Annotated in this window: 22 protein-coding genes and 2 pseudogenes; 16 read left to right on the plus strand and 8 right to left on the minus strand. The window is 46.0% G+C overall.

The annotated features are described in order from the left end of the window. Positions 1 to 4: 4 nt before the first annotated feature. Positions 5 to 847: a phosphate ABC transporter ATP-binding protein PstB gene (gene pstB / locus JCM15548_RS03430; RefSeq protein WP_083984949.1), complete on the plus strand. Its 843-nt coding sequence runs from the start codon at positions 5 to 7 to the stop codon at positions 845 to 847. Between the two features lie 76 nt (positions 848 to 923). Next, positions 924 to 1601 carry a phosphate signaling complex protein PhoU gene (gene phoU, locus JCM15548_RS03435; RefSeq protein ID WP_062122458.1) on the plus strand — a complete coding sequence of 226 codons (678 nt, stop codon included), beginning with the start codon at positions 924 to 926 and terminating at the stop codon, positions 1599 to 1601. Between the two features lie 113 nt (positions 1602 to 1714). Here the strand turns inward: phoU and mazG are convergent. Beyond that, positions 1715 to 2502 (minus strand): annotated as a pseudogene (gene mazG, locus JCM15548_RS03440) (nucleoside triphosphate pyrophosphohydrolase). A gap of 98 nt (positions 2503 to 2600) precedes the next feature. On the opposite strand from mazG, the gene JCM15548_RS03445 reads away from it, so the two are divergent. From JCM15548_RS03445 to JCM15548_RS22820, 3 genes are all read left to right on the plus strand, one after another. Next, positions 2601 to 3542, plus strand: coding sequence for a PhoH family protein (locus JCM15548_RS03445; protein ID WP_062122459.1), 942 nt, complete (start codon positions 2601 to 2603; stop codon positions 3540 to 3542). Between the two features lie 104 nt (positions 3543 to 3646). Further along, the gene (locus tag JCM15548_RS03450) at positions 3647 to 4594 is read left to right on the plus strand and encodes a phosphoribosylaminoimidazolesuccinocarboxamide synthase (protein ID WP_062122460.1); all 948 of its coding nucleotides are present in this window, start codon (positions 3647 to 3649) and stop codon (positions 4592 to 4594) included. 109 nt (positions 4595 to 4703) lie between these two features. Beyond that, a complete protein-coding gene (locus JCM15548_RS22820; RefSeq protein WP_227625402.1) occupies positions 4704 to 5765 on the plus strand; it encodes an NUDIX hydrolase in 1062 nt (353 codons plus the stop codon). Between the two features lie 40 nt (positions 5766 to 5805). Here the strand turns inward: JCM15548_RS22820 and JCM15548_RS03460 are convergent, their stop codons facing one another. Then, the gene (locus JCM15548_RS03460) at positions 5806 to 6510 is read right to left on the minus strand and encodes an SAM-dependent methyltransferase (RefSeq protein ID WP_062122461.1); all 705 of its coding nucleotides are present in this window, start codon (positions 6508 to 6510) and stop codon (positions 5806 to 5808) included. 169 nt (positions 6511 to 6679) lie between these two features. Between JCM15548_RS03460 and JCM15548_RS22825 the strand changes: the two genes are divergently transcribed. From JCM15548_RS22825 to JCM15548_RS03485, 7 genes are all read left to right on the plus strand, one after another. Then, positions 6680 to 6976: an FAD-binding oxidoreductase gene (locus JCM15548_RS22825; protein ID WP_227625403.1), complete on the plus strand. Its 297-nt coding sequence runs from the start codon at positions 6680 to 6682 to the stop codon at positions 6974 to 6976. Positions 6977 to 6984: 8 nt separating this feature from the next. Next, on the plus strand, positions 6985 to 7338 hold the full coding sequence (locus JCM15548_RS22830; RefSeq protein WP_227625404.1) for a ferredoxin reductase domain-containing protein: 354 nt from the start codon (positions 6985 to 6987) through the stop codon (positions 7336 to 7338). A gap of 106 nt (positions 7339 to 7444) precedes the next feature. Then, on the plus strand, positions 7445 to 8860 hold the full coding sequence (locus JCM15548_RS03470) for a MiaB/RimO family radical SAM methylthiotransferase (protein WP_062122462.1): 1416 nt from the start codon (positions 7445 to 7447) through the stop codon (positions 8858 to 8860). A 17-nt stretch (positions 8861 to 8877) separates the two neighbouring features. Beyond that, positions 8878 to 10131, plus strand: coding sequence for a tRNA (N(6)-L-threonylcarbamoyladenosine(37)-C(2))-methylthiotransferase MtaB (mtaB, locus tag JCM15548_RS03475; protein WP_062122463.1), 1254 nt, complete (start codon positions 8878 to 8880; stop codon positions 10129 to 10131). 152 nt (positions 10132 to 10283) lie between these two features. After that, positions 10284 to 10931 carry an MBL fold metallo-hydrolase gene (locus JCM15548_RS03480; RefSeq protein ID WP_227625405.1) on the plus strand — a complete coding sequence of 216 codons (648 nt, stop codon included), beginning with the start codon at positions 10284 to 10286 and terminating at the stop codon, positions 10929 to 10931. After that, positions 10928 to 11050 (plus strand): hypothetical protein, encoded by a 123-nt coding sequence (locus tag JCM15548_RS24985; RefSeq protein ID WP_262486870.1) that lies wholly within the window; start codon positions 10928 to 10930, stop codon positions 11048 to 11050. The genes JCM15548_RS03480 and JCM15548_RS24985 overlap by 4 nt, the downstream gene beginning before the upstream one ends. Before the next feature lie 75 nt (positions 11051 to 11125). Further along, positions 11126 to 13483, plus strand: a complete 2358-nt coding sequence (locus tag JCM15548_RS03485) for a type IA DNA topoisomerase (RefSeq protein ID WP_062122464.1) — start codon at positions 11126 to 11128, stop codon at positions 13481 to 13483. Here the strand turns inward: JCM15548_RS03485 and pncA are convergent. Together pncA and JCM15548_RS24990 are read right to left on the minus strand one after the other, a co-directional pair. Beyond that, positions 13475 to 13891: a bifunctional nicotinamidase/pyrazinamidase gene (gene pncA / locus JCM15548_RS03490; RefSeq protein ID WP_262486871.1), complete on the minus strand. Its 417-nt coding sequence runs from the start codon at positions 13889 to 13891 to the stop codon at positions 13475 to 13477. The two genes, JCM15548_RS03485 and pncA, sit on opposite strands and share 9 nt — an antisense overlap. Then, positions 13888 to 14088 (minus strand): cysteine hydrolase family protein, encoded by a 201-nt coding sequence (locus tag JCM15548_RS24990; protein WP_262486872.1) that lies wholly within the window; start codon positions 14086 to 14088, stop codon positions 13888 to 13890. Before JCM15548_RS24990 ends, pncA begins: the two co-directional genes overlap by 4 nt. A gap of 298 nt (positions 14089 to 14386) precedes the next feature. Here JCM15548_RS24990 and JCM15548_RS26120 point away from each other — a divergent pair. Further along, positions 14387 to 15606 (plus strand): annotated as a pseudogene (locus tag JCM15548_RS26120) (voltage-gated chloride channel family protein). Between the two features lie 5 nt (positions 15607 to 15611). Here JCM15548_RS26120 and JCM15548_RS03500 read toward each other — a convergent pair. The 4 genes from JCM15548_RS03500 to JCM15548_RS03515 form a co-directional block, all read right to left on the minus strand. Further along, positions 15612 to 16202, minus strand: a complete 591-nt coding sequence (locus tag JCM15548_RS03500; RefSeq protein ID WP_062122465.1) for an acyltransferase — start codon at positions 16200 to 16202, stop codon at positions 15612 to 15614. A gap of 30 nt (positions 16203 to 16232) precedes the next feature. Further along, positions 16233 to 17234 (minus strand): thiamine-phosphate kinase, encoded by a 1002-nt coding sequence (thiL, locus tag JCM15548_RS03505; protein ID WP_062122466.1) that lies wholly within the window; start codon positions 17232 to 17234, stop codon positions 16233 to 16235. A 152-nt stretch (positions 17235 to 17386) separates the two neighbouring features. Next, on the minus strand, positions 17387 to 19051 hold the full coding sequence (locus JCM15548_RS03510; protein ID WP_227625406.1) for a dipeptidase: 1665 nt from the start codon (positions 19049 to 19051) through the stop codon (positions 17387 to 17389). A gap of 323 nt (positions 19052 to 19374) precedes the next feature. Continuing rightward, entirely contained in the window at positions 19375 to 20367 is a 993-nt protein-coding gene (locus tag JCM15548_RS03515; protein ID WP_062122467.1) for a metallophosphoesterase, read from the minus strand. Positions 20368 to 20603: 236 nt separating this feature from the next. Here JCM15548_RS03515 and JCM15548_RS22835 point away from each other — a divergent pair, with 236 nt between their 5' ends. From JCM15548_RS22835 to ffh, 3 genes are all read left to right on the plus strand, one after another. Next, a complete protein-coding gene (locus JCM15548_RS22835; protein WP_227625407.1) occupies positions 20604 to 20855 on the plus strand; it encodes a Gfo/Idh/MocA family oxidoreductase in 252 nt (83 codons plus the stop codon). Then, entirely contained in the window at positions 20816 to 21583 is a 768-nt protein-coding gene (locus JCM15548_RS03520; protein ID WP_227625408.1) for a Gfo/Idh/MocA family protein, read from the plus strand. Before JCM15548_RS22835 ends, JCM15548_RS03520 begins: the two co-directional genes overlap by 40 nt. Before the next feature lie 72 nt (positions 21584 to 21655). Continuing rightward, on the plus strand, positions 21656 to 22990 hold the full coding sequence (gene ffh / locus JCM15548_RS03525; RefSeq protein ID WP_062122468.1) for a signal recognition particle protein: 1335 nt from the start codon (positions 21656 to 21658) through the stop codon (positions 22988 to 22990). The last annotated feature ends 42 nt before the right edge of the window (positions 22991 to 23032 follow it).

A 23032-nucleotide genomic window follows, 5' to 3' on the forward strand; every position in this document is an offset into this window, starting at 1 on the left:
AGCCATGGAACTTGTAGCAGAAAGAGAAAAAGTAGCAGAAGGAGAAACAGTCATGAAAATAAAAAAGCCCGTGATAAAGCCAAAACCGCAAGTCGTATACGAATTTGATATCAGTAATATCAATGTGTTTTATGGAGAAGCTCAAATCCTAAAAGACATTAATATGAAAATAGAGCCACGAAGCATAACAGCACTGATAGGACCCAGTGGTTGCGGTAAATCCACCTTCTTGAGAATGCTTAATCGCATGAACGATACCATTGACGGCTTTAGCTTTAACGGAACGGTGTTGCACAAAGGCAGCAATATCTACGATAAGAAAACCCAGGTTGAAGATCTCCGAAAGAAAGTGGGTATGGTATTTCAAAAGCCCAATCCCTTTCCCAAAAGCATTTATGAGAACGTCATTTATGGCTTGCGTCTTAACGGAGTCAGAAACAAAAGCGTGTTAGACGAAGCCGTTGAGAAAGCGCTCAAGCAAGCTGCCTTATGGAATGAGGTAAAGGACGATTTGAAAAAATCGGCTTTGGCCCTTTCAGGCGGCCAGCAACAGAGGTTGTGCATTGCCCGGACCATTGCTGTTGAACCAGAGGTTATCCTCATGGATGAACCGGCTTCGGCTCTCGACCCCATTTCAACGGCAAAAATTGAAGAACTGGTTTTTGACCTTCAACAGAAATATACGTTTATTGTGGTAACCCATAATATGCATCAGGCTTCCCGGATTAGTCAGAAAACAGCCTTTTTTCACATGGGCGACTTAATTGAGTATGGAGACACAGAAACCATTTTTACCAAACCTTCTCAAAAGCTTACGGAAAATTATATCACCGGTCGCTTTGGTTGATGGTTTTTTTAGCACACACACAGGAAAAATGTTTAACACAACAGGAGATATTATTAGGCCCAAATAGTTTTTAAATATGAAGCAATTAGAAGAAGATCTTAAATATATCAAGGATAAAACTATTGATATGTGGGGCTTGGTATCCTCACAAGTAGATAATACCAGAATTGCTCTGCTCGAATTTGACAAACCTCTTGCCAATGAGGTAAGTGCCAAAGAAAAGCGGGTGGATGGCTTTGAACTAAAAATAGACGAGGCTTGTGAAACCTTCCTGGCCCTGCAAAATCCCTTTGCAGCCGATTTAAGAATGGTGATTGCCATTCTTAAAATCAACTATAACCTGGAGCGTATAGGCGACTTTGCCAATGCCATTAGTTTGCTGATTGAAGACCTGGATGAACCCGTTGATGAAGAGATTATTGCACGGTTAAGAATCACAGAGATGTTTCATACCTGCTCACTGATGATGCGTGATGCCTCCAATGCATTCATCAAAGAGGATGGAAAGCTGGCAAGAAGTGTTTTCAAAATGGATAAGGAATTGAATACCATTAACAAAAATGCGGTAGAAACCATTTGTGAATTAATAAAGGAAAAGCCTGAAAAAACGAGGGTTTTGGTAGAAATTCTTTCGGTCGTTCGTAGGTTAGAGCGTGTGGGCGACCACCTCACAAACATTGTTGAAGAAATCATTTTCTCGCTGGAAGCCAAAAAACTTACACACGCCAAGTTTAAGAAAAAAATATCGGAGTAAAATTTATTTTTTTTGATTAATATAGGAGAGATGGCCCCATTGAGTCATCTCTCTTTTTAGCCCGGTACGATTAAGTGTCTGACTTATAGACTTCTTTGTGCTGAGGGTTGCCCTTATTCTTTGGGCCCCTTCAACATCATTTTGGCTTCTTCCCAAATCTCATCCATTTCGGCCAGGCTCATGTCTTTCAGACTGCGACCTTTTTGGATGGTCTTTTTTTCCAGATAATTGAAACGACCGATAAACTTTTGATTGGTGCGTTCGAGGGCGTTTTCAGGATTTACACCATACAGTCTGGCGGTATTAATAAGGGAGAAAAACAGGTCGCCAAACTCATCTTCAATGCCATCCTGGTTGCCTTGCTCTATTTCAACCTGCAGTTCGTTAAACTCTTCTTTTAGCTTATCCCATACCTGTGCACGTTCTTCCCAATCAAAACCTACCCCGCGGACTTTATCCTGAATGCGATTGGCTTTAATCATGGCCGGAAGTGACTTTGGAACGCCGGAAAGAACGGATTTGTTGCCATTTTTCTCTTTTAATTTGAGCTGCTCCCAGTTTTCTTCTACCTCTTTGGCATCCTGCACCTGCACGTCTCCAAAAATATGGGGATGCCGATAAATCAATTTTTCGATCAGTTTTTCCATGACGGTGCCGATATGAAAGGCCCCCTTTTCTTCACCTATTTTAGCGTAAAAAACGATGTGCAACAGCAAATCTCCCAGCTCTTTACTAATGCTTCATCGTCTTTTTCAAGAATGGACTCCGCCAATTCGTAAGTCTCTTCTATGGTCAATGTTCGCAAGGTTTCATTGGTCTGCACTTTATCCCAGGGACATTTTTCACGCAGTTCATCCATCACTTCCAATAAGCGTTGAAAGGTATTCTTTTTAGATTCCATCCTATTTGATTGTTGTCATTTTTATTGGCCCGTAGCCTTACCATCTGCAAAAAATATTGTTAATTTGCATATACAAAAATAGGAATTACCTGCTCTTTATGATAGAAAAACTCATTTATCTTGAGTCCATTGATTTGATAGAGTTTCTGGGCGTCAAAAATGTTAAGCTGGATATTATCAAGGCTCATTTCCCCAAATTAAAAATTGTAGCAAGGGGGAATTGGCTCAAAGCGATGGGCGATGCCGAAGAAGTGGCGGTTTTTGAAGAAAAAGTCAACCAACTCATAGAGCATTATCACCAGCACAATGTGTTGAAAGAGACCGCTGTCATTGAGATGCTCATGGGTTCCGGTCATGGAATAATTGGGGAGAGCGGTCAGGAAAACGACTTCATTCTTTTTGGGGTTAGTGGCAAACCTATAAAAGCAAGGACTGAGAATCAACGGAAAATGGTTGAGGCCTACGATTTTAATGATTTATTATTTGCCGTTGGTCCGGCCGGCAGCGGAAAAACCTACACAGCCATAGCTCTGGCTGTACGGGCATTAAAGCGCAAGGTAGTAAAGCGGATTATTTTAAGTCGTCCGGCCGTTGAAGCCGGTGAAAAACTGGGTTTTTTGCCGGGAGACATGAAAGAAAAAATTGATCCTTATTTGCAACCTTTGTATGATGCCTTGATGGATATGATTCCCGCCGTTAAGCTAAAGGAATACATGGAAAATGGCACCATCCAAATTGCACCACTGGCCTTCATGCGGGGTCGCACCCTGAACAATGCCTTTGTCATTTTAGATGAAGCACAGAACACCACCACCAACCAGCTCAAAATGTTCCTCACACGTATGGGGGATCAGGCCAAGTTCGTCGTGACGGGTGATGTGACACAAATTGATTTGCCCAATCCGCAAAATTCCGGTTTGGTCCAGGCCATGCGCATTCTTAAGGGTATTAAGGGCATTGAACGCATCAAGTTTACGGTGAAGGATATTGTACGGCACCGATTGGTGCAAGATATCGTGGAAGCCTACGATAAAGAGTAAGCAAGAATATTGGGAGCATCATTGATAACAATTGGTCGTTAGGTATTCAAAACAATAACGAACTATTACGATAAAACAATCATCTTTTAACTATTTATAAATACATGGAAAACGCTGTTGTTAAGACCAATTATAATTTTCCCGGGCAAAAATCGCTCTACGAAGGGAAGGTTCGTGATGTTTACAACATCAATGACGAATTCCTGGTCATGATTGCCACCGACCGGATCTCTGCTTTTGACGTGGTTTTGCCTAAAGGAATTCCTTATAAGGGACAAGTACTGAACCAAATTGCGGAAAAGTTTCTGAATGCAACGGCCGACATTGTTCCCAACTGGAAAATAGCAACGCCGGATCCCATGGTGACCGTAGGGATTTTGTGCGAGCCCTTCAAAGTCGAAATGGTCATTCGCGGCTATCTGACCGGGCACGCCTGGCGGGAGTATAAAGCAGGTAAACGTCAGATTTGTGGTGTTTCCATGCCGGATGGCATGGTTGAAAATCAGCGTTTTGAAACACCAATTTTAACACCTACAACCAAGGCCGACCAGGGACATGATGAGGATATTTCCCGGGAAGACATTCTCCGTAAAGGTTTGGTAAGTGAGGAAGATTATCTGCTGTTGGAGAAATATACCCGTGAACTCTATGCAAGGGGTACCGAAATGGCCCAGAAAATGGGTCTCATATTGGTGGACACCAAGTATGAATTTGGTAAAAAAGAAGGGAGCATCTATTTGATAGATGAAATACATACGCCGGATTCCTCGCGCTACTTCTATAGTGAGGACTACGAAGCGCGCCTAAAAAATGGAGAACAACAGCGACAGTTATCCAAGGAGTTTGTCCGTCAATGGCTGATCGAAAACGGTTTTCAGGGAAAAGAAGGACAGGTTATCCCTCACATGGATGAAGCCTACGTCAACAGTGTGTCTGAGCGCTACATTGAACTTTTTGAAAAAATTACGGGTGATACCTTTGTCAAGGCCAACCCTGCTGATGTCCAAGGCCGAATTGAAAAGAATGTGATGGCGTGCCTCAAATCGCTCTGATAACACACTAATAACCATCAATTACCGCGAAGACGCCTATTGGCACAGGACCATCAGGACTTGTGTGGATAGGGGGCTTCGTGGTTTTTGTACAATACGGATTGAATCGATGGCTTTTCAACAATTAAAATCAAGCATTCCGGGATTTATACCCTTGATTATTCTGATTGTGGCAGAATGGGTCTGGGGCATGGTGATTGGACTATGGCTGGCTGTGGCCTATGGCATAGGGGAGATGGCTTATTTTGCCATTCGATATCAGCGTTTTGAAAAACGGACTTTTTGGGATACCGGTCTGCTGGTGGTGCTTGGACTGGTCGCATTGGCCCTGGAGGGGCCATTGCTGGATCGCATACGGCCTTTGATCTATCTGACGATCATGCTTTTGATGGTGGGGATTTCTGCATTTTCGAAACACAATTTGTTAATGGCAGCTTCCGGCCGCTTTTTGAAAAACAGATCATTGGGTCCCTGGGAAATGGCCCAGATGCGAATGACCATGCAGCATTTTTTTTGGTGGATGGCGGGATATTGGCTGATTTTGTTGGCCGCCTTATGGATGCCAGTCTCGTGGGAAGCTTTTCTAAACAGCAGTGGCCTATACTTATTTATCGTATTGGCCATGGGAACGGAACTGCTAATCAAGCGCAGCAAAAATAAAAGGTGGTCTGAAGAAGAGTGGTTGCCCTTGGTCGAAAAGGATGGAAAAGTAATGGGAAGTGCACCACGTTCCGTTGTTCACAATGGACATTCCCGATGGTTGCATCCGGTGGTGCACATACAGTTAATAATGGAGGGTGGTCTGTGGCTGCAAAAACGGCCCATGCACAAACAGGTGCAACCCGGAAAGTGGGACACGGCTGTGGGGGGACACGTCGCCGCTAACGAAACGGTGGAAAGGTCGCTTCAACGTGAGGCGGCGGAAGAAATTGGCGTCCATGTTAAGGAGGTGCATCACCTGGGCCGTTACCACTGGGAAAGTCCCCTTGAGAATGAACTGGTATTGGCCTTTTCTTTGAGGTACAATGGCGAAATTACCCCGCATCCCCATGAGTTGGATGGCGGTCGTGTTTGGTCGTTTGATGAAATTGACGATAATTTGGGTCAGGGTATCTTCACGCCCAATTTTGAGCACGAATACCTGTTGTATAAGGATTCTCTGCGGCAATAATTGCTTCTGCTACCACATTTCCAATCAGCAAAGAGATCGTTTATCCCTGCACAATAAAGATGGTTGGCTTTTTGTGCAATTCAGGTAGTTTTCCTTTCCATTGAGCAATGGTTTTGGTCACCACATATTCATCGGGCATGGTCAGGTTGCAGGCAATGCAGAGCCGTGTTTTAGGCGCGCAGGAGTTGATAATATCCTGGGCCAGGTGGTTATTTCTAAAGGGGGTTTCAATAAACAGTTGGGATTGGTGCTCATTGCGGGAGCGATTCTCCAACTGTTTGATCATTTTTAAGCGGTCTTCTTTTTTGATGGGAATGTAGCCCACGAAAGCAAAACTTTGTCCATTCATGCCCGAAGCCATCATGGCCAGCAAAATAGAGGAGGGGCCTACCATCGGAACAACCTGAATACCTGCTTCGTGCGCCATTTTTACCACCTCTGCGCCCGGGTCAGCTACGCCGGGGCAACCGGCTTCGGAAATAATGCCCACATCGTGGCCGGCCTTCAGTGGTTTGAGGTATTCCGACCATTGAGCAGGGGAGGTACGCTTATTTAGCATGAAAAATTGCGACCCGTCAATATCCATTTGGCGGTCGAGCAACCTCAGGTAACGTCGTGCGGTGCGCAAATCTTCGACAATAAAGTGACGCAATTTAACAGCCATTTGCGCCACTTCGGACGGAATGGTTTGACCTGTTTCAGCAGATCCAAGCGTATTGGGTATCAGATATAGTTTCCCTGGCATAATTCTTTCTTTTTTATTCGTCGCAAAGATAGAAAAAAGAATCAAGGCTGGTGGTTCCTGCGACAAGGTCCTTTGAAATGGTTCTAATCGGATAAAAAGATATAAAAATCAATTATTAGCTTTGTACTCACATCAAATTTTGCGATTTTTGCAGGCTAAATTTTAAACAATGCGTAAACGTTCCTTCAATCTACATAAAATTATTGAAAAGCGGGTTTTAACCGACTCTACCTTTGTGCTCCGGATGGAGCGCAACGGGCTCGACTTTGTGGCCGGTCAACACATTCAGGTAGGGCCTCCCAATGGCATTCATACCAGGGAGTATTCCATTTACAGTGGACCGGCCGATGATTACATAGAGATACTGGTGCGGGAAGTGGAAGATGGACTGGTTACTCCGGCGCTCAAAAAACTCGATGTGGAGGATGGGGTGGTCATCAATGATGCCGTGGCTACTTCACCATAGAAAAAGAGGTGACCGCCGGGCTTCCCTTTTTATTTGTGGCCAGTGGCACAGGCATTTCACCCTTTCATAGCTTTGTGAAGCAATATGAGGGTTTGGATTACCAGGTGCTTCATGGCGTTCGACTGGCCGAAGAAAGTTATGAAAGAGAAGAGTACGAATCCGGTCGCTATATCGCTTGTACTTCACAGGACGAAAAGGGCGATTTTCATGGCCGGGTGACCGACTACCTAATAGCCAACCCAGTAAATTCCGATACTTTGTGTTATCTTTGCGGCAATTGCGATATGATTCACGATGTGTTTGATATCCTTGAAAAACAGGGCGTAAAGTCGGAAAACATCTTAACGGAAGTCTATTTTTAGTGCCCGGGTAGTCTAATTGGATGAAGAAGGAATCGTCTTTTTTAATGATGATTCACAAAACTATCAGTCGCTTGATTACCTGTCATTATATCGATAAGAAATATTTATGAAGTACCATTTAGTTACATTAGGATGCCAGATGAATCATGCCGACGCAGAGCGCGTTCAGGCAGTGATGGCAAAGTTGGGTTATGGCGTGACCGATAAGGAGGAGGAAGCGGATGTGATTGGTATCATTGCCTGTTCTGTCCGGCAAAAAGCCATTGATAAGGTCTATTCCAAAATTTCCAAATGGAACAAGTGGAAAAATAAAAAGAACCTGGTGACTTTTGTGAGCGGCTGTATTTTGCCGGATGACCAGCAGAAATTTTTGAAACTCTTCGATTTGGTATTTGATATGAAGGAGTTGTCCTCTTTCCCCATCATGCTGAGTCAATATGGCGTTACAACGCCCGTCTCCAATACCCCTCGGGTGCACGATGCGGATATGGAAGAGGTGGCCCGACCGGCCAGCGTTGCTGAAAAGCTTAATTTGGCCGGTGCACGTCCGGTTTCCAAAGTGGCCGCACCACCACAGACCTGGGAGGTGGAGCCGGTATATAACAGTTCTTTTGAGGCTTTTATTCCCATTCAGAATGGGTGTAACAAGTTTTGCACTTTTTGTGCGGTGCCATATACCCGCGGACGTGAGGTGAGCAGACCCTCGGCCGATATTTTGGAAGAGGCACGCAATTTGATTGAAAAGGGCTATAAGAGTATTACTTTGTTGGGTCAGAATGTCAACTCTTACGGACTGGACAAAAAGGGGGAAGAAATCTCTTTTGCCGCTTTGCTGGATCGCCTGGGAGGGATGGCCGATGCTTCGGGACAGGACGTTTGGATTTACTATACCTCGCCGCATCCGCGCGATATGACCCGCGATGTGATTGAAGCCATGGCCCGTCACCGGTCTCTGGCCAAGCAGGTGCATTTGCCGGTGCAGTCGGGCGACGACAAAGTGTTGATTCGCATGAATCGTAAGCACAGCATGGCGCGTTACCGGGAGGTCGTTGGCTGGATCCACGATTTATTACCCACTGCCACGCTATTTACGGATGTGATTGTGGGCTTTACCGGGGAGACCGATGAACAATTTGAGAAGACCCGTGCAGCCATGCGTGAATTTAAATACAACATGGCCTACATTGCCATGTATTCGCCCCGTCCCGGCGCAGCTTCCTTTGCCTGGCAGGATGACATTCCGCACACAGTCAAGAAGGAACGCTATGCGCAGCTGACGGAGGATCTGGAGAAGGAGGCCATCGTGCACACAAAAAAAATGAAGGACCAGATGATTCGCATATTGGTGCGCGGCAAAGATCGCAAAGACGGTTATTTGAGTGGTCACACCGAAGGGAAAATTGTGGTGCGTTTTGCATCGGATGATGAAAGTCTGATTGGAACCTTTGTGGATGTTAAAATTGAGTCGGTACGCCCCTTCAGTGTTGAAGGAGAACTGGTCACTGAAAAGGTGGCCATCTAAAGAAAATTTATAGTCGAATGAAGGTAGCATTTAAAACATTGGGCTGTCGCCTTAACCAGTATGAAACCGATGCCTTGGCGGCGCAGTTCAAAGGCAATGGTTATGAGGTGTCGGAGCAGGAGGAAGGTGCCGATGTGGTAGTGGTGAATACCTGTACCGTGACCAATCAGAGTAACCACAAATCAAGATATGTGATCAGCCATGCCGGTCGGGTTAACCCCGATGCCCGCATGGTCATTACCGGCTGCATGGCCGAAAGCCATGCCAGTCAGTTACAAAAGAAATTTCCGGAAGCCACCGTGATCAATAACAAAGGAAAAAGCGGTATTTTTCAAAGTGTGGATGCCCTGGTGAAGACCGGAAAAGCGGATTTATCCGATAAAGATTTCGATTTATTCAGCTACCAGTCGTTCACCGAAATGTTTCACACCCGCAGCCTCATTAAAATACAGGATGGTTGCGATAATTTTTGCACTTTTTGCATTATTCCCTTTGTCAGGGGCCGAGCTGTTAGTCGGCCAGTTCGTCAGGTACTCGACAATGTAAAGGATGTGATTGCCAAAGGCGCCAAAGAAATCGTCCTGACGGGTGTCAATATCAGTCGCTATGAAAGTGATGGGGTTGTGTTTTCAGGTCTGCTAGAGCAAATACTCGATTTGGAGGGCGACTTTAGGGTGCGCATTTCATCCATTGAACCGGACCGCTTCGATGACCATTTTTTTACACTGATTGGCCATCCCAAATTGGCACCCCACCTGCATCTCTGCCTGCAAAGTGGTTCAGAACGTATTTTATTACAAATGCGACGAATGTATACGGTAAAGGATTTTTTGGGCATTGTGGAACGGGTTCGTGCCAAGGATCCCCAGTTTAATTTCACCACGGATGTCATCGTGGGCTTTCCCGCCGAGACGGAGGAGGAGTTTGAAGAGACCATGAATGTGGCCAGGCGGGTGGGTTTTGGACACATGCACATTTTTAAGTATTCGGTGCGTGAAGGCACACGCGCCCAGCGTATGCCAGGTCAAATTCCCGACAAAATTAAAACCGAACGCAGTCAACGCATGCATGCCTTGGCTGAAGAACTTCAGGCTGCCTACAGGGCCCCCTTCGACAACACCGAACAGCGGGTTTTGATTGAAAAGTGGCAAAATGGCGTGGCTTCCGGCTACAACGATTACTATGTGCCCATGGAAATCATTTCGGCGGACAAAAAGCGAAATCGCTTTGCAATGGAAAGGGCCAGAGTCAAAGACTTTGAGGAAGTTTAATTGTTGCAACTGCATTCATTCAGCTCGCTCGACTCTCCTGGGGAATGACTTTGTTAATCTTTGTTTCGTTGATGTAAATTTTCCTGCAAGAAGTTCATCTTTATTTCGTAGATAGTCGCTGAAATTGTACTTTTGATATCAAAATTACTACTGTGTCATTACGTGTAACCATATTAGGCTCGGGGACTTCCCTGGGCGTCCCAATGATTGCCTGCCCCTGCATGGTTTGTCAATCTTCCAACCCCAAAGACAAGCGTCTGCGTTCCTCTGTCCTTGTTCAATCGGGCGAGACCAATCTGGTGATTGATACGGGACCGGATTTTCGCATGCAGATGCTGCAATCGGGTACAACCCACCTCGAAGGCATTCTGATCACGCATTGCCACAAGGATCATACGGCGGGACTCGATGATGTGAGGGCTTTTAACTGGATCAATAACACCAAGGCCCATGTCTATGCAGAGGCATCTGTTATTAAAAGTCTCCGGCAGGAATTTGCCTATGCTTTCTCGGAATCCAAGTATCCTGGTTTGCCTGATATTATTCTCAACAAAATAGATGAGCAGCCCTTCGAAGTGGAAGGCCTACCCGTTATTCCCATTCGGGTGATGCACCATCTCTTACCGGTCCTTGGCTTTCGAATTGGAGATTTTTGTTACCTGACCGATACCAATCATGTTCCTGAAAATCAATTCTCGAAAATCAGAGGATCCAAAGTCCTGGTGGTGGATGCTTGCGCCACGAAACGCACATTTCACATTTTAATTTATCACAGGCACTTGAACTCATTGCGGAATTGAAACCGGATAAGGCTTATATCACGCATATCAGTCACCAATTGGGATTACACGATGAAATTAATCCCACCTTACCGTCCAATGTTGAATTGGCTTACGACGGATTGGTTTTTGAACTTTAGTTACAGAAGCACTCCTTTCTACCTTCGTCTGATTTGACTATCTTCGTGCATCCATTCCAAAAAAAGGAAAAACCGATGAAGGTCTGTATTGCCGAGAAACCCAGTGTTGCAAAGGAGTTGGCCCGTATTTTGGGCGCTACGTCCCGTAAAGATGGCTATTACGAAGGTAATGGTTATCAGGTAACGTGGACGTTTGGTCATTTGTGTACCCTGAAAGAGCCGCATGACTACCTGCCGGATTGGAAGCGCTGGTCGCTGGGAACTTTACCCATCATTCCTTCGCGCTTTGGCATTAAGCTCATCGATGATCAGGGCGTCATCAAACAATTCAGAGCCATTGCGGGGATTGTGAAAAATGCCGATTTGGTCATCAATTGCGGGGATGCCGGGCAGGAGGGGGAGGTCATTCAACGCTGGGTATTGCAAAAAGCCAACTGTCAGTGTCCCGTTAAACGATTGTGGATTTCTTCCCTGACCGAAGAGGCCATTCGTGAAGGTTTTGAGAAGTTGCATGAAGGCTCTGACTTTGATGCCCTGTACGCTGCCGGAAGTGCCCGGGCCATTGGCGACTGGCTTTTGGGCATCAATGGCACCCGCTTATATACCTTAAAATACGGTCAACAAGGGCAAGTGCTATCGATCGGACGCGTGCAAACGCCCACACTCGCTTTGATTGTGGAGCGACAAAAAGAGATCGACCATTTTGTGCCCCAGCCTTACTGGGAGCTCAAAACGGTTTATAAGGAGGTGACCTTCAACAATACAGAAGGCCGCTTCACCAATAAAGAGGAGGCTGAAAAGGCCATTGAACTGATACGCGGGAAGGTCTTTGAAATAACCGGTTTTGGCCGGAAAAAAGGCAAAGAGGCCCCACCGCGCCTTTTTGATTTAACTTCCCTTCAGGTGGATTGCAACCGAAAATTTGGTCTTTCGGCCGATGAAACCTTGAAAACCATTCAGTTGCTGTACGAAAAGAAACTGACCACCTATCCGCGTGTGGATACCACTTTTCTGAGTAATGATATGTATCCCAAGGTGGCCGGTATCATGAAAGGGTTAAAGCCTTATGAGGCTTTAACCGCGCCTGTTCTGGCTCAAAAAATTCCCAAATCAAAGAAAGTGTTCGATGATACCAAAGTCACCGATCACCATGCCATTATTCCCACAGGTCAAAATCCGCCCGCTTCCTTAACACGCGATGAAAAATTGGTCTTTGACATGGTGGCCCGTCGTTTTATCGCGGCCTTTTATCCCGATGCCATCATCCATACCACCACTGTGGAAGGCCGGGTGGAGACCGTTAATTTCAAAGCCACAGGCAAGCAAATTCTGGATCCGGGCTGGCGTGTGGTGCTGAAAATGGGGCAAGGCAAGGGCGAGGAGGCCATTTTGCCGGAATTCACCAAAGGAGAACAGGGGCCGCATGAACCCGACCTCCAGGAAAAGGAGACGCAACCACCTAAACCTTTTACCGAAGCTACGCTGCTCCGAGCCATGGAGACAGCAGGTAAGCAGGTGGATGATGAAGAATTGCGGGATGTGATGAAGGAGAATGGCATTGGCCGGCCATCCACCCGCGCAGCCATCATTGAGACCCTTTTTAAGCGAAAATACATCACCAAAAACCGCAAGAGTCTGGCCCCAACCATCACCGGTACACAGTTGATTGATGCCATTCGTAATGAGTCGGTAAAATCTGCCGAACTCACCGGACAATGGGAAAAAAAGTTACGGGAAATTGAGAAAGGGACTTACGATCCGCTGGCATTCATGAATGACCTCAAGCAGATGGTGTCAGACATTGTGCATACGGTTCTGCGAGAACCAACCATTCCCATGATCTCGGTGGTGGATGACGCCAGTCAAAATGACAAAAAGACGACGCCGGATAAAAGTGCCCGCGAGGAAGCAGAAGCGATCCAATGTCCCCGTTGTGGAGAAGGAACGATGTTAAAAGGCAAGCATGCCTGGGGTTGTTCCCGTTTTAAAGAGGGATGCCAGACTGTCGTTCCTTTTACCTATTTGGGCAAACAACTGACCGGGAACCAAATTGAAATCCTGTTGAGAAAGGGTAAGAGTCCCCTAATCAAAGGTTTTGAGCTGAAAGGCGAAAAGGTGGATGGTGTGCTTTCCCTCGACGATAACTATCAGTTGCGCCTCGAAAAAGAGGAGCAGGAACCCTGGCATTGCCCAAAGTGCAAGGAAGGATTAATGATTAAAGGACGATCTGCCTATGGATGTGAACGCTACACGCAGGGTTGCAAGGTTGTGGTTCCCTTTGAATTTATGGGTAAAAAACTATCGGAGCGCCAAATTGGCGATCTCATTCTAAAAGGTAAAACCAATACTCTGAAAGGCTTTATGGATGCCGGGGGGGCGGAAAAAAGCGGCAAATTGGCCTGGGATGACGATTTTAGGGTGGTATTAACCTAATGTGTCTGAAGTCATCAGTTGGGCGCCTATCCGCCGCAATTCCTCAAAAGCCTTTTGGGTGTCATCTGCCTGCATATTAACACCGCGTGTGGCGTCTGTCAGCAAATAGGTTTCATAGCCGAGCAGAACGGCATCTTTAACCGTATAATAAACACAGTAATCAGCCGCCAGTCCGGTTACATAAAGGGTTGTAATACCATTGCGTTTAAGATAGGCATGCAGGCCCGTTTCCTTCAGATGGCCATTGTCGTAAAAGGCGCTGTACGAGTCGATATCGGGGTCTGATCCCTTAAATATCACATTGTTAATCAGCGCCTGGTTGAGAAGCGGGGAAATCTCCGCACCGGGACTGCCCTGCACACAATGGTCGGGCCATAAAATTTGCGATTGACCGTGCAAGCGAATCATTTCACCAGGCTTTTTGCGGCATGGTTAGAGGCGAAGCTGCCATGATTCACGGGGTGCCAGTCACGTGTGGCGACAATAAGGCGAAAATATTTCTGAATATTATTAATAACCGGGATAATCCTGTCTCCTTCAGGCACCTGTAAAGCGCCGCCGGGCAAAAAATCATTCTGTACATCTACAATTAATAAAGCCTTCATAAATAGGTTTGTTAGCTGACTTGGTGAAAAATGGGATACCGCGTCAAGCGGTATTTAATTATAACAAATATAGCTGGTAGGAAGTTGTGGGACAAATGCATTCAGTATTCTTTTCAACTCCTGTTCAGAAGGATGGATCCCGGTTTCGCATTTTTTTATGTCATCCATCCTTTTTTATAGAAACAGAAAGGCCACAGGAACAGCTATTTTAATACTTTTGTAAGACGAAAATAAATTTCACATGATTCATCCCCGAAAAAACTGGATCCCGGCTTCCGTGTCCACCTTGTTCCTTTACATGTTCAAGTGGATTTTAATTTGCGGATTAATAGGCGTTTTAGTCGGCAGTGCGTCTGCATTTTTTCTGTGGGGATTGGATTGGGCGACCAATTGGCGGGAAAGCCATGTCTGGATCATTGCTCTGCTGCCCCTTGGCGGGCTTATTATTGGCCTGACGTATCATTATTGGGGAGAGACTGTTGTGAAGGGCAACAACCAGTTGCTGGAGGAGTTTCATTCACCTAAGAAGGTCATTCCTTTGCGCATGGCGCCACTGGTACTTTTTGGCACCATAGCCACCCATTTGTTTGGAGGGTCTGCCGGTCGTGAAGGAACCGCCGTTCAGATGGGAGGAGCCATAGCCGACCAGTTTACAAAAATATTCCGTTTGCGGCCACGCGACCGTAAAGTTTTACTGTCCGCCGGGGTTAGTGCCGGGTTTGCTTCTGTATTTGGCACTCCTTTGGCAGGCGCCATTTTTGCCCTGGAAGTCTTTGTGGTGGGGAAAGTCCGCTACGAAGGGTTGTTACCGGTTTTTTTAGCGGCCTTTGTGGCCGACTGGATGTGCCACGCCTGGGGCATTCCTCATACCGTTTATGCCATACCCTTTGTGCCGGCATTAACACCCTTGAATTTATTAATGGCTATTGGCGTCGGCATCCTTTTTGGGTTTACGGCCCGGTCCTTTTCTTTTTTGGCTCGTTACTGGACCGCCATTTTTAAGCGCCTGGCTGCCTGGCCGCCTTTGCGACCGGTTATTGGCGGAGCGTCATTGCCCTGGCTGTCTGGCTGATGGGCGACACGCGCTACGTCGGCTTGGGTATTCCCGTTATTGTCGATGCCTTCTCCGAGGATATCCCTTTCTATGATTTTGCGGCCAAAATACTTTTTACCACCTTCACCTTGGGGGCTGGATTTAAAGGGGGTGAGGTAACACCGCTGTTTTTTATCGGTGCTACACTGGGCAATGCATTGGCCCTCTTTGTGCCGCTGCCCATTGCCTTACTTGCCGGAATGGGGTTTGTGGCCGTTTTTGCGGGTGCGACCAACACGCCCCTGGCCTGTATTTTTATGGGGATGGAGTTATTTGGGGTGGAAAGTGGCGTATTTATTGCGATAGCAGTCGTAATGGCCTACCTTTTTTCAGGCCATACGGGCATCTATGGCAGCCAAATAATTGGCAGTCCCAAACATATTTTACTGGGGCGGGAGCGGGGGAAAACCCTGGGTGAAGTGTAGGGCACTCAGGTTAACTCCTCACTGTAGATATCCCATTGATAGTCCTTTTGCTTGGGAATAATCTTGAGGTGGTTGTCTCCTCTGACAACCGTGCTTTTGGAGGGGATTTCGCCAGAAATCACACAACCGGCACCAATGGTGACCTCATTGCCAATAATGGTGCCGGGGAGAAGGGTGCAATTGGCACCTATCCAGACATTGTTACCAATGATGATACCCTTTTTCTTTCCGGTTTTTCGATGATCGTACTTATCATGGTTGGTGGTAACAACGACGGTATTCGAAGCAATCCCCACATTGTCCCCCATTTTAAGTCCCCCATAGGCATTGATATAAAGTCCAGGATTATCACCCGGGTCACACATGATTCCCTTTTCGATACACTCCCACCCCCGGATTTTGCTTCTGAAATCCACCGGCCAGGGCACCCGGCGGTTAAAACCCATAACCTTCTGCATAAAAAAGTACTGCCCCAACACCTGATAGTGTTTCAGGTAGCCGGTTCTGGGACGTTGGTATTGCGGATAAACGATTCTAACCAACCACCTGCAGAGGGTTTGATCCAAAAAAGTGACCATGTTCTTAATTAACTGCATACCATTTTATTTGAACAGTTTTCAAAGTTACTACAGGAAATGATTAAAACCATCTTTTAGTCCCCCGGCTATTGATTGGTGGTCTTTGGTCCATTTGAGTTGTTGGTCGCTTGTTATAAAGCCAATGGCATATAAATCCGCACCCAAAGCCTCTTTATAGGAAGCAGCCGTTTCCTGAAAGCTGTCCGCTTCAACGGTCAATAAAAGGCAATAATCTTCACCACCGGAAGTGGCCAGTTCAAAAGCATTGAGTTGATGTTGAGCCGAAAATGCCTTGAGCTGATCGGAGAGAGGGAGCTGTGACAATTCGATACCCGCGCCTAGTCCGGAAGCCTTGAGGATGTGTTTCATGTCCGAGGCAATGCCATCGCTCACATCCATCATAGCATGTACGCTGCGCTGACGACCTAACCAAAGGCCTTGTTCAATATGGGGGTGGGGACGGACATGCTTCTCAATCAAATAAGAGCTTTCAGGGTTGGCTGAAAGGTTGTTAATGAGGGCGTGGAGGCCGGCAGCGGAATCGCCCAACATACCGGTAACTGCAACTACATCACCTTCTTGTGCAGCAGAACGCAATTTGGCTGTTCCTTTAGCCACCCTGCCCACTACACTGATATTAAGCACCAGTTTGTGCGGCGATCGTGTAGTGTCCCCACCCATCAATGGCAACTGGTAGCGCTCACTGAGTTGATGATAACCTTCCATTAATTGATCCAGATACTCCACGTCAATGCCGTGAGGGATGGCGATGGATAAGAAGGAGCCGACAGGCCGGGCGCCCATAGCTGCCACATCACTTAAGTTGACGGCCAAAGCTTTATGTCCTAAATCTAGCGGCGAAATTTTGTCGCGTATGAAATGAATGTCCTCTACCAGCATGTCGGTGGTTAAAACGAGATCGTGATCATCCCCAGCCGGAATGATGGCACAATCGTCCCCAATGCCCATGGCATTGGGAGCCAGTAAATCTTCAAAACGATGCGCGAATCGTTCAATAAAACCAAATTCCCCTATTTCAGATAGCTTCATTTTTCAAATATACTTAAACAAAAATAGACAAAAGTGCCGCCAAACAGATATCTTCCACCGTGGAAGCCTTTTTTTAAGATCTCCTTATGGAATTAAAAACGGGAAAAACGATGATAGACGCTTTTCCCGTTTTAGGTGTCCTACAAAAAGAATTATTTTTTAGGTATCTCAATCATTTTAAGTTTGTCGCCTGTTTCATCCACAATGCGCTTGTAATAGCCTTCATCATAACCCGGGAATTGGGCGGGCTTGGGGTTGCCATGCTCATTGCGCAGGAAGATGCCATCCTCTTCCTCGTGAAGGTTACCATCCAGATATTTCACCATCAGAAACTCCCCCAGTTTTTTCCATCTTTCTACCGCTATGCGTGATTGGTTGTGCACATAATCGGTCAGGAAAACTTTCGCCATTTCAGGATCTTCCTCGTACAAAGTCAGAGCCGCCTGATCGATGGCCGGTGTATAAGCCTCATATCTGTCTTCGAGTTCTGTTTGAACCTTACGAATATCCTCAATCATATAACTGTATCGGTAATACGCCTGGTTGGCGACCCAGTTGAACACCCAAAAAGCTGAATTCCAAGAGAATTCAAGCATGTGGCCATTGCCTTGGGCAAAGTTTTCGGGGATGTCATTCATGCCCATATACATCGGGAGGTAAACCGTCATGTTGGCATCATCCACGCCAAACCAAAGAATGCCGCCAATGGGATCGGGCATCCAGTTGCGCATTTGGGCGACAAAAGAAAAGGCGGTTTGTTGGGTCGCAATGGCCCGCTCATTAAAATACTCCACGCCATCCACTTCCCATGTCAGAGGTCTGAAACGATATGGTTTTCCGTAAGGTCCGGCACCAGGGTCCTGGGTCATTGAAAGCGGGGTTCCTTCATAGTAATCACGCATGATGTTTTGAACATCCCTGACGCTTACTTTTTTATCGGGTTTGATGAACAAAGGCATTCTTTCATCAGATTCACCTTCTATAAATGAAACGTACTTGTCCATTTCCGGATTCATCAACCGGAAGGCACTCCATACGCGGGCCTCGCAAAAACGAATCGCTCCAAAATCCAGGGGTGCATAGGTGTCGGCAAAACTGAAATCTTTGTTTTTTCCGTCAAAAAAGCCGCTTTCCCTGGCAAAAGAAACCACATCATTCGAATAGAGCACATTTTCTTTGTCGTTTAAATCAAAGGTGGTAATGCGAGCCTGATTGGCATGCGCAGAAACATAGCCGTCGGGCACCTTCACTGCCACCCAAACAGCACCTTTGTTGTTGGGACCTTTGCCTATCATCTCCATTATCCAGACTTCGTTGGGATCGGCAATGGAAAAGGACTCTCCGGAACTGTAGTAGCCATGATCTTCGACCAGTTGGGTCATTACTTTAATGGCCTCCCGAGCCGTTTTAGAACGTTGAAGGGCCACGTAAATCAGGCTGCCATAATCCATAATGCCGGTTGAATCCCGTAATTCAGGACGCCCCCCAAAGGTGGTCTCAGCAATGGTCACCTGGTGTTCGTTCATATTGCCGATAACGGTATGCGTACGATCTATTTGCGGAATTTGTCCCAGATTTTTACCGGTGTCCCATTCTTTGATATTCAGCATGGTTCCCTCCGGAAATTCCTGTCCCGGCCAATAATACAACTCCCCATATAAATCATGTGAATCAGCCGCGTAAGTAATAAATGTAGAACCATCGGCAGAGGCGCCTCTGGTCACCAAAACATTGGTACAAGCCATACTGCTTTGTAATCCTCCAAATAGTCCTGCCACCAGTAAGGTCAGGACCGTCCATTTTTTCTTTGTCATCATCAAATTGCGTTTTTATTTTTCAGGTGGTGAGTCCGGGTAATTGATACAATTGTAAATAGTTATATACTTGCAAATATAATCGTTTTATTTTCCAGGCACAATCCTATTTTCAGGTTTAAGCTTATCATCCAGTTGCTCTATGGACAACCATCCTTCGTCACATAGTCATTTAAATATACCCTGACACGGTCTGAAGAGCTTTTTTTTCTGGGAACAAATCACACTCAGTGCATGTCGACCTTCAGAAGCTTTTGAATGGGTGCCTAAAAATACCTGTTAGAACCCTTAGATTAAATGACGGATGTTAGTCATTCGTGATAATCTTAGGCGGGTTCCACCGAAACAAAGTGACTTTCATTAATGATGTCCTCGCCACTCCAGCGGTAGGCCACCAAACGGCCATTTCCGGCTACGCAACCATCCATGCAACAGACATTGGGTGCGGGCGCCAGGGGTGCTGATCCAATGCAATAATGGCCAAAAAACACAAGGGGTTGATCGGGTCCATATACTTCAAAAGGAAACAAAATCTGTTCGGGAACCGTGTAATCTGGCAGGACAAAGCGATTGCCGTAGCTTAAATGGCGAAAAGTCTGACCATGCGGAGATTCCCACCACAGAATCCGGAAGTTGGTCCGACGAATGTTCTTCGCATCCTTGATAATTAAATCCTTTGGCAAATTAAGCTCGATACCCCGGGTCGTTTGTCGCACAGCATGAGCAAATTCGCTTTTCCCTTTAACAATTTCCTTGATTAATTTCTTCGTCAACCGTCCGCGGGTAAGGGTCTGATTGATTAACTGAATATGCTTTTCACTCCAATAAGCATGTACCACCCTTATGGGGCCAAAGTTTAAATAAAAAGGTAACTCTTTCAGCCAATTCACATAATCGTCCAATTCGCCTTCACTATCTGCAAACTGTGCGCGAATACGTTCCATTTGTATTTTGTTGGATGGGGGAGGCTGGTAGTAGGGTTGGCCTCGCTTATCCAATGAAAAATAGCCAATCACATTTAATTCATGGTTGCCCAGCACGGCATAGCCACTTCCATTATCTACCATACTTCGAACCGTTTTCATCACAGCCCGGGTATCGGGGCCGCGACTGACAAAATCACCTACAAACACCGCTTTTCGCTCAGAATGTTTCCATGTCCCGTTTTCAATCGTATACCCCATAAGGCTTAGCAGACTGTTTAACTCAGCATTATAACCATGAATATCACCGATAATATCGTAGTATTCATCCGTATCATAGGAAATCGAACGGGATCTTTGAAGGTTAAACAGTTGTTTCAGTCTCGATATCACCATAAAGTATTTTCAATTTCTAAAAAATAATCTCAGTTGGAAGGAAAATAATAAATGATTCCAGCTTGTGCGTGTAATTTGGCAAAAAATTCTTTTACTTGTTACAATATTGAGAAACTTTTAAACTGTCCATGTGTTTTTAATGATGGGAAACACCCTTAATGGATTTAAAATTAGACAGGTCAAGGGATGTATTTCCTGACTCAAAAATTGAAAACAAAGTATCAAATTTAAAAATAATGAAAAAAGTTAATTGGGGGATCATAGGTTGTGGTGATGTTACAGAAAAGAAAAGTGGACCGGCTTTTAATAAAGTAGATGGGTCCCGGTTAATGGCCGTCATGCGTAGAAATGGTCAATTGGCAGCAGATTACGCTGCCCGTCACAAGGTACCTAAATGGTATGATGATGCCGACCTGCTTATAGCAGATGAAGCATTAATGCCATATACGTGGCTACACCCCCTTCAACCCATGCTGAATATGCCATAAAGGCCATGAGAGCGGGTAAAGCGGTATATGTTGAGAAACCCATGGCAGCTACCTATGCCCAATGTCAGGAGATGATACGGGTGTCAGATGAAACGGGTGTCCCTCTTTTTGTGGCCTACTACCGAAGAAGTCTGCCCGGCTTCCTCAAAGTCAAAGAGCTGGTGGAGGAAGGGCATGTCGGTACCCCTCTTATGGCCAACATTCGACTGACACGCCCCCCATTGCCGCAGGAAATGGATGGAGAAGCTCCCATTTGGCGTGTGGATCCGAAAGTGGCCGGAGGAGGCATTTTTTACGATTTGGCTTCGCATCAGCTGGACTTTCTCAGTTTTGTGTTTGGAGACCTTACAGACATCCATGGTTTTGCCACCAATGGTGGCAAAATCTATCCGGCTGAAGATACGGTAACAGCTGTCTTTCAATTTAAAAATGGACTGACTGGCACTGGCACTTGGAGCTTTGTGACCGATCCATCTGCCCGGGAGGATGTGATGGAAATTATTGGTACCAAAGGAAAAATTGTTTTTTCAGGTTTTGGTCATGAACCGGTCATGCTCTACAATGAAAAGGGAGAACTGGAGTTTCCGTATATGAATCCCGAAAACATTCAATATAATATGATTAAACAGGTGGTTCAGGAACTCTTGCATCATAAACCCTGCGTCAGCAGTGCACATTCCGCCGCCAAGGTGAATTGGGCCATGGAAAAGGTGGTTTATGGTACGTAATTTCTGCCTTAAATCGCCTTTTCTCCACATTTTTTTGCTATTTTTGCGGCAAATTAAAATGGAGCCAATAAGATGTTTGATAATCTCTCGGAAAAGCTTGAACGATCGTTTAAACTGCTGAAAGGGCAGGGTAAAATCACTGAAATAAATGTAGCAGAAACGCTCAAAGATATTCGTCGGGCTCTGTTGGATGCCGACGTTAACTTCAAAACGGCTAAAACTTTTACTGAAAAGGTAAAGGAAGAGGCTTTGGGACAGGATGTGCTTTCGGCCGTAAAGCCGGAGCAGATGATGGTGAAGATTGTTCACGATGAGTTGACCAAACTCATGGGTGGCGCTTCTACCGATATCAACCTCAAAGGTGAACCGGCCATTATTTTAATTGCTGGTCTGCAAGGTTCCGGTAAGACGACTTTCACAGGAAAGTTGGCCAGTTTTCTGAAGACCAAGCGATCCAAGAATCCTTTATTGGTGGCCGGTGACGTATACCGTCCCGCCGCCATCAACCAGCTGCAGGTGCTGGGCGAACAGATTAGTGTCCCGGTTTTTACCCAGGAAGGCAGCAAAGACCCGGTTCAGATTGCCAAAGATGCCATTAAGGAGGCCAAACAAAAAGGATTTGATTTGGTCATCATTGATACGGCCGGTCGATTGGCCGTGGATGCAGAGATGATGAACGAAATTTCGGCCATCAAAAATGCGGTTAAGCCACATGAGATTTTGTTTGTGGTGGATTCCATGACCGGACAAGATGCCGTCAATACCGCTAAGGAGTTCAATGATCGTCTGGATTTTGATGGTGTGGTGCTGACCAAGTTGGATGGTGATACCCGCGGTGGGGCAGCGCTGTCTATTCGCAGTGTGGTCAACAAACCCATTAAATTTGTCGGTACCGGCGAAAAGATGGATGCGCTGGATGTGTTTCACCCCAGCAGGATGGCCGATCGTATTTTAGGAATGGGTGATATCGTGTCGCTGGTTGAGCGTGCACAAGAACAGTTCGATGAGGGAGAAGCCCGCAAACTGCAGAAAAAAATTGCTAAAAACCAATTTAGTTTCAATGATTTTCTGAGCCAGATTCAGCAGATAAAAAAGATGGGTAGCCTGAAAGATTTGGCCGGCATGATTCCGGGCATGGGTAAAGCCATTAAGGATATGGATTTTGATGATGACGCTTTTAAAGAAGTGGAAGCCATTATCTTTTCAATGACACCCGCTGAAAGAGAAACGCCGGAATTACTCAATGGCAGTCGACGCAAGCGGATAGCTGCCGGAAGCGGTACTTCTATTCAGGAAGTGAACCGATTGATTAAACAATTTGAAGATACACGCAAGGTCATGAAAATGATGGGGCAGGGCAAGAACCTCTCCAAGCTCATGGCCAATATGCCCATGGGACGGCGTTAAAAACTCAATTATCAAAAAAGGCAGTAGCATTTAAAGCTTCTG

This window comes from Geofilum rubicundum JCM 15548 (genome assembly GCF_000974365.1).
Lineage (GTDB): Bacteria > Bacteroidota > Bacteroidia > Bacteroidales > Marinilabiliaceae > Geofilum > Geofilum rubicundum.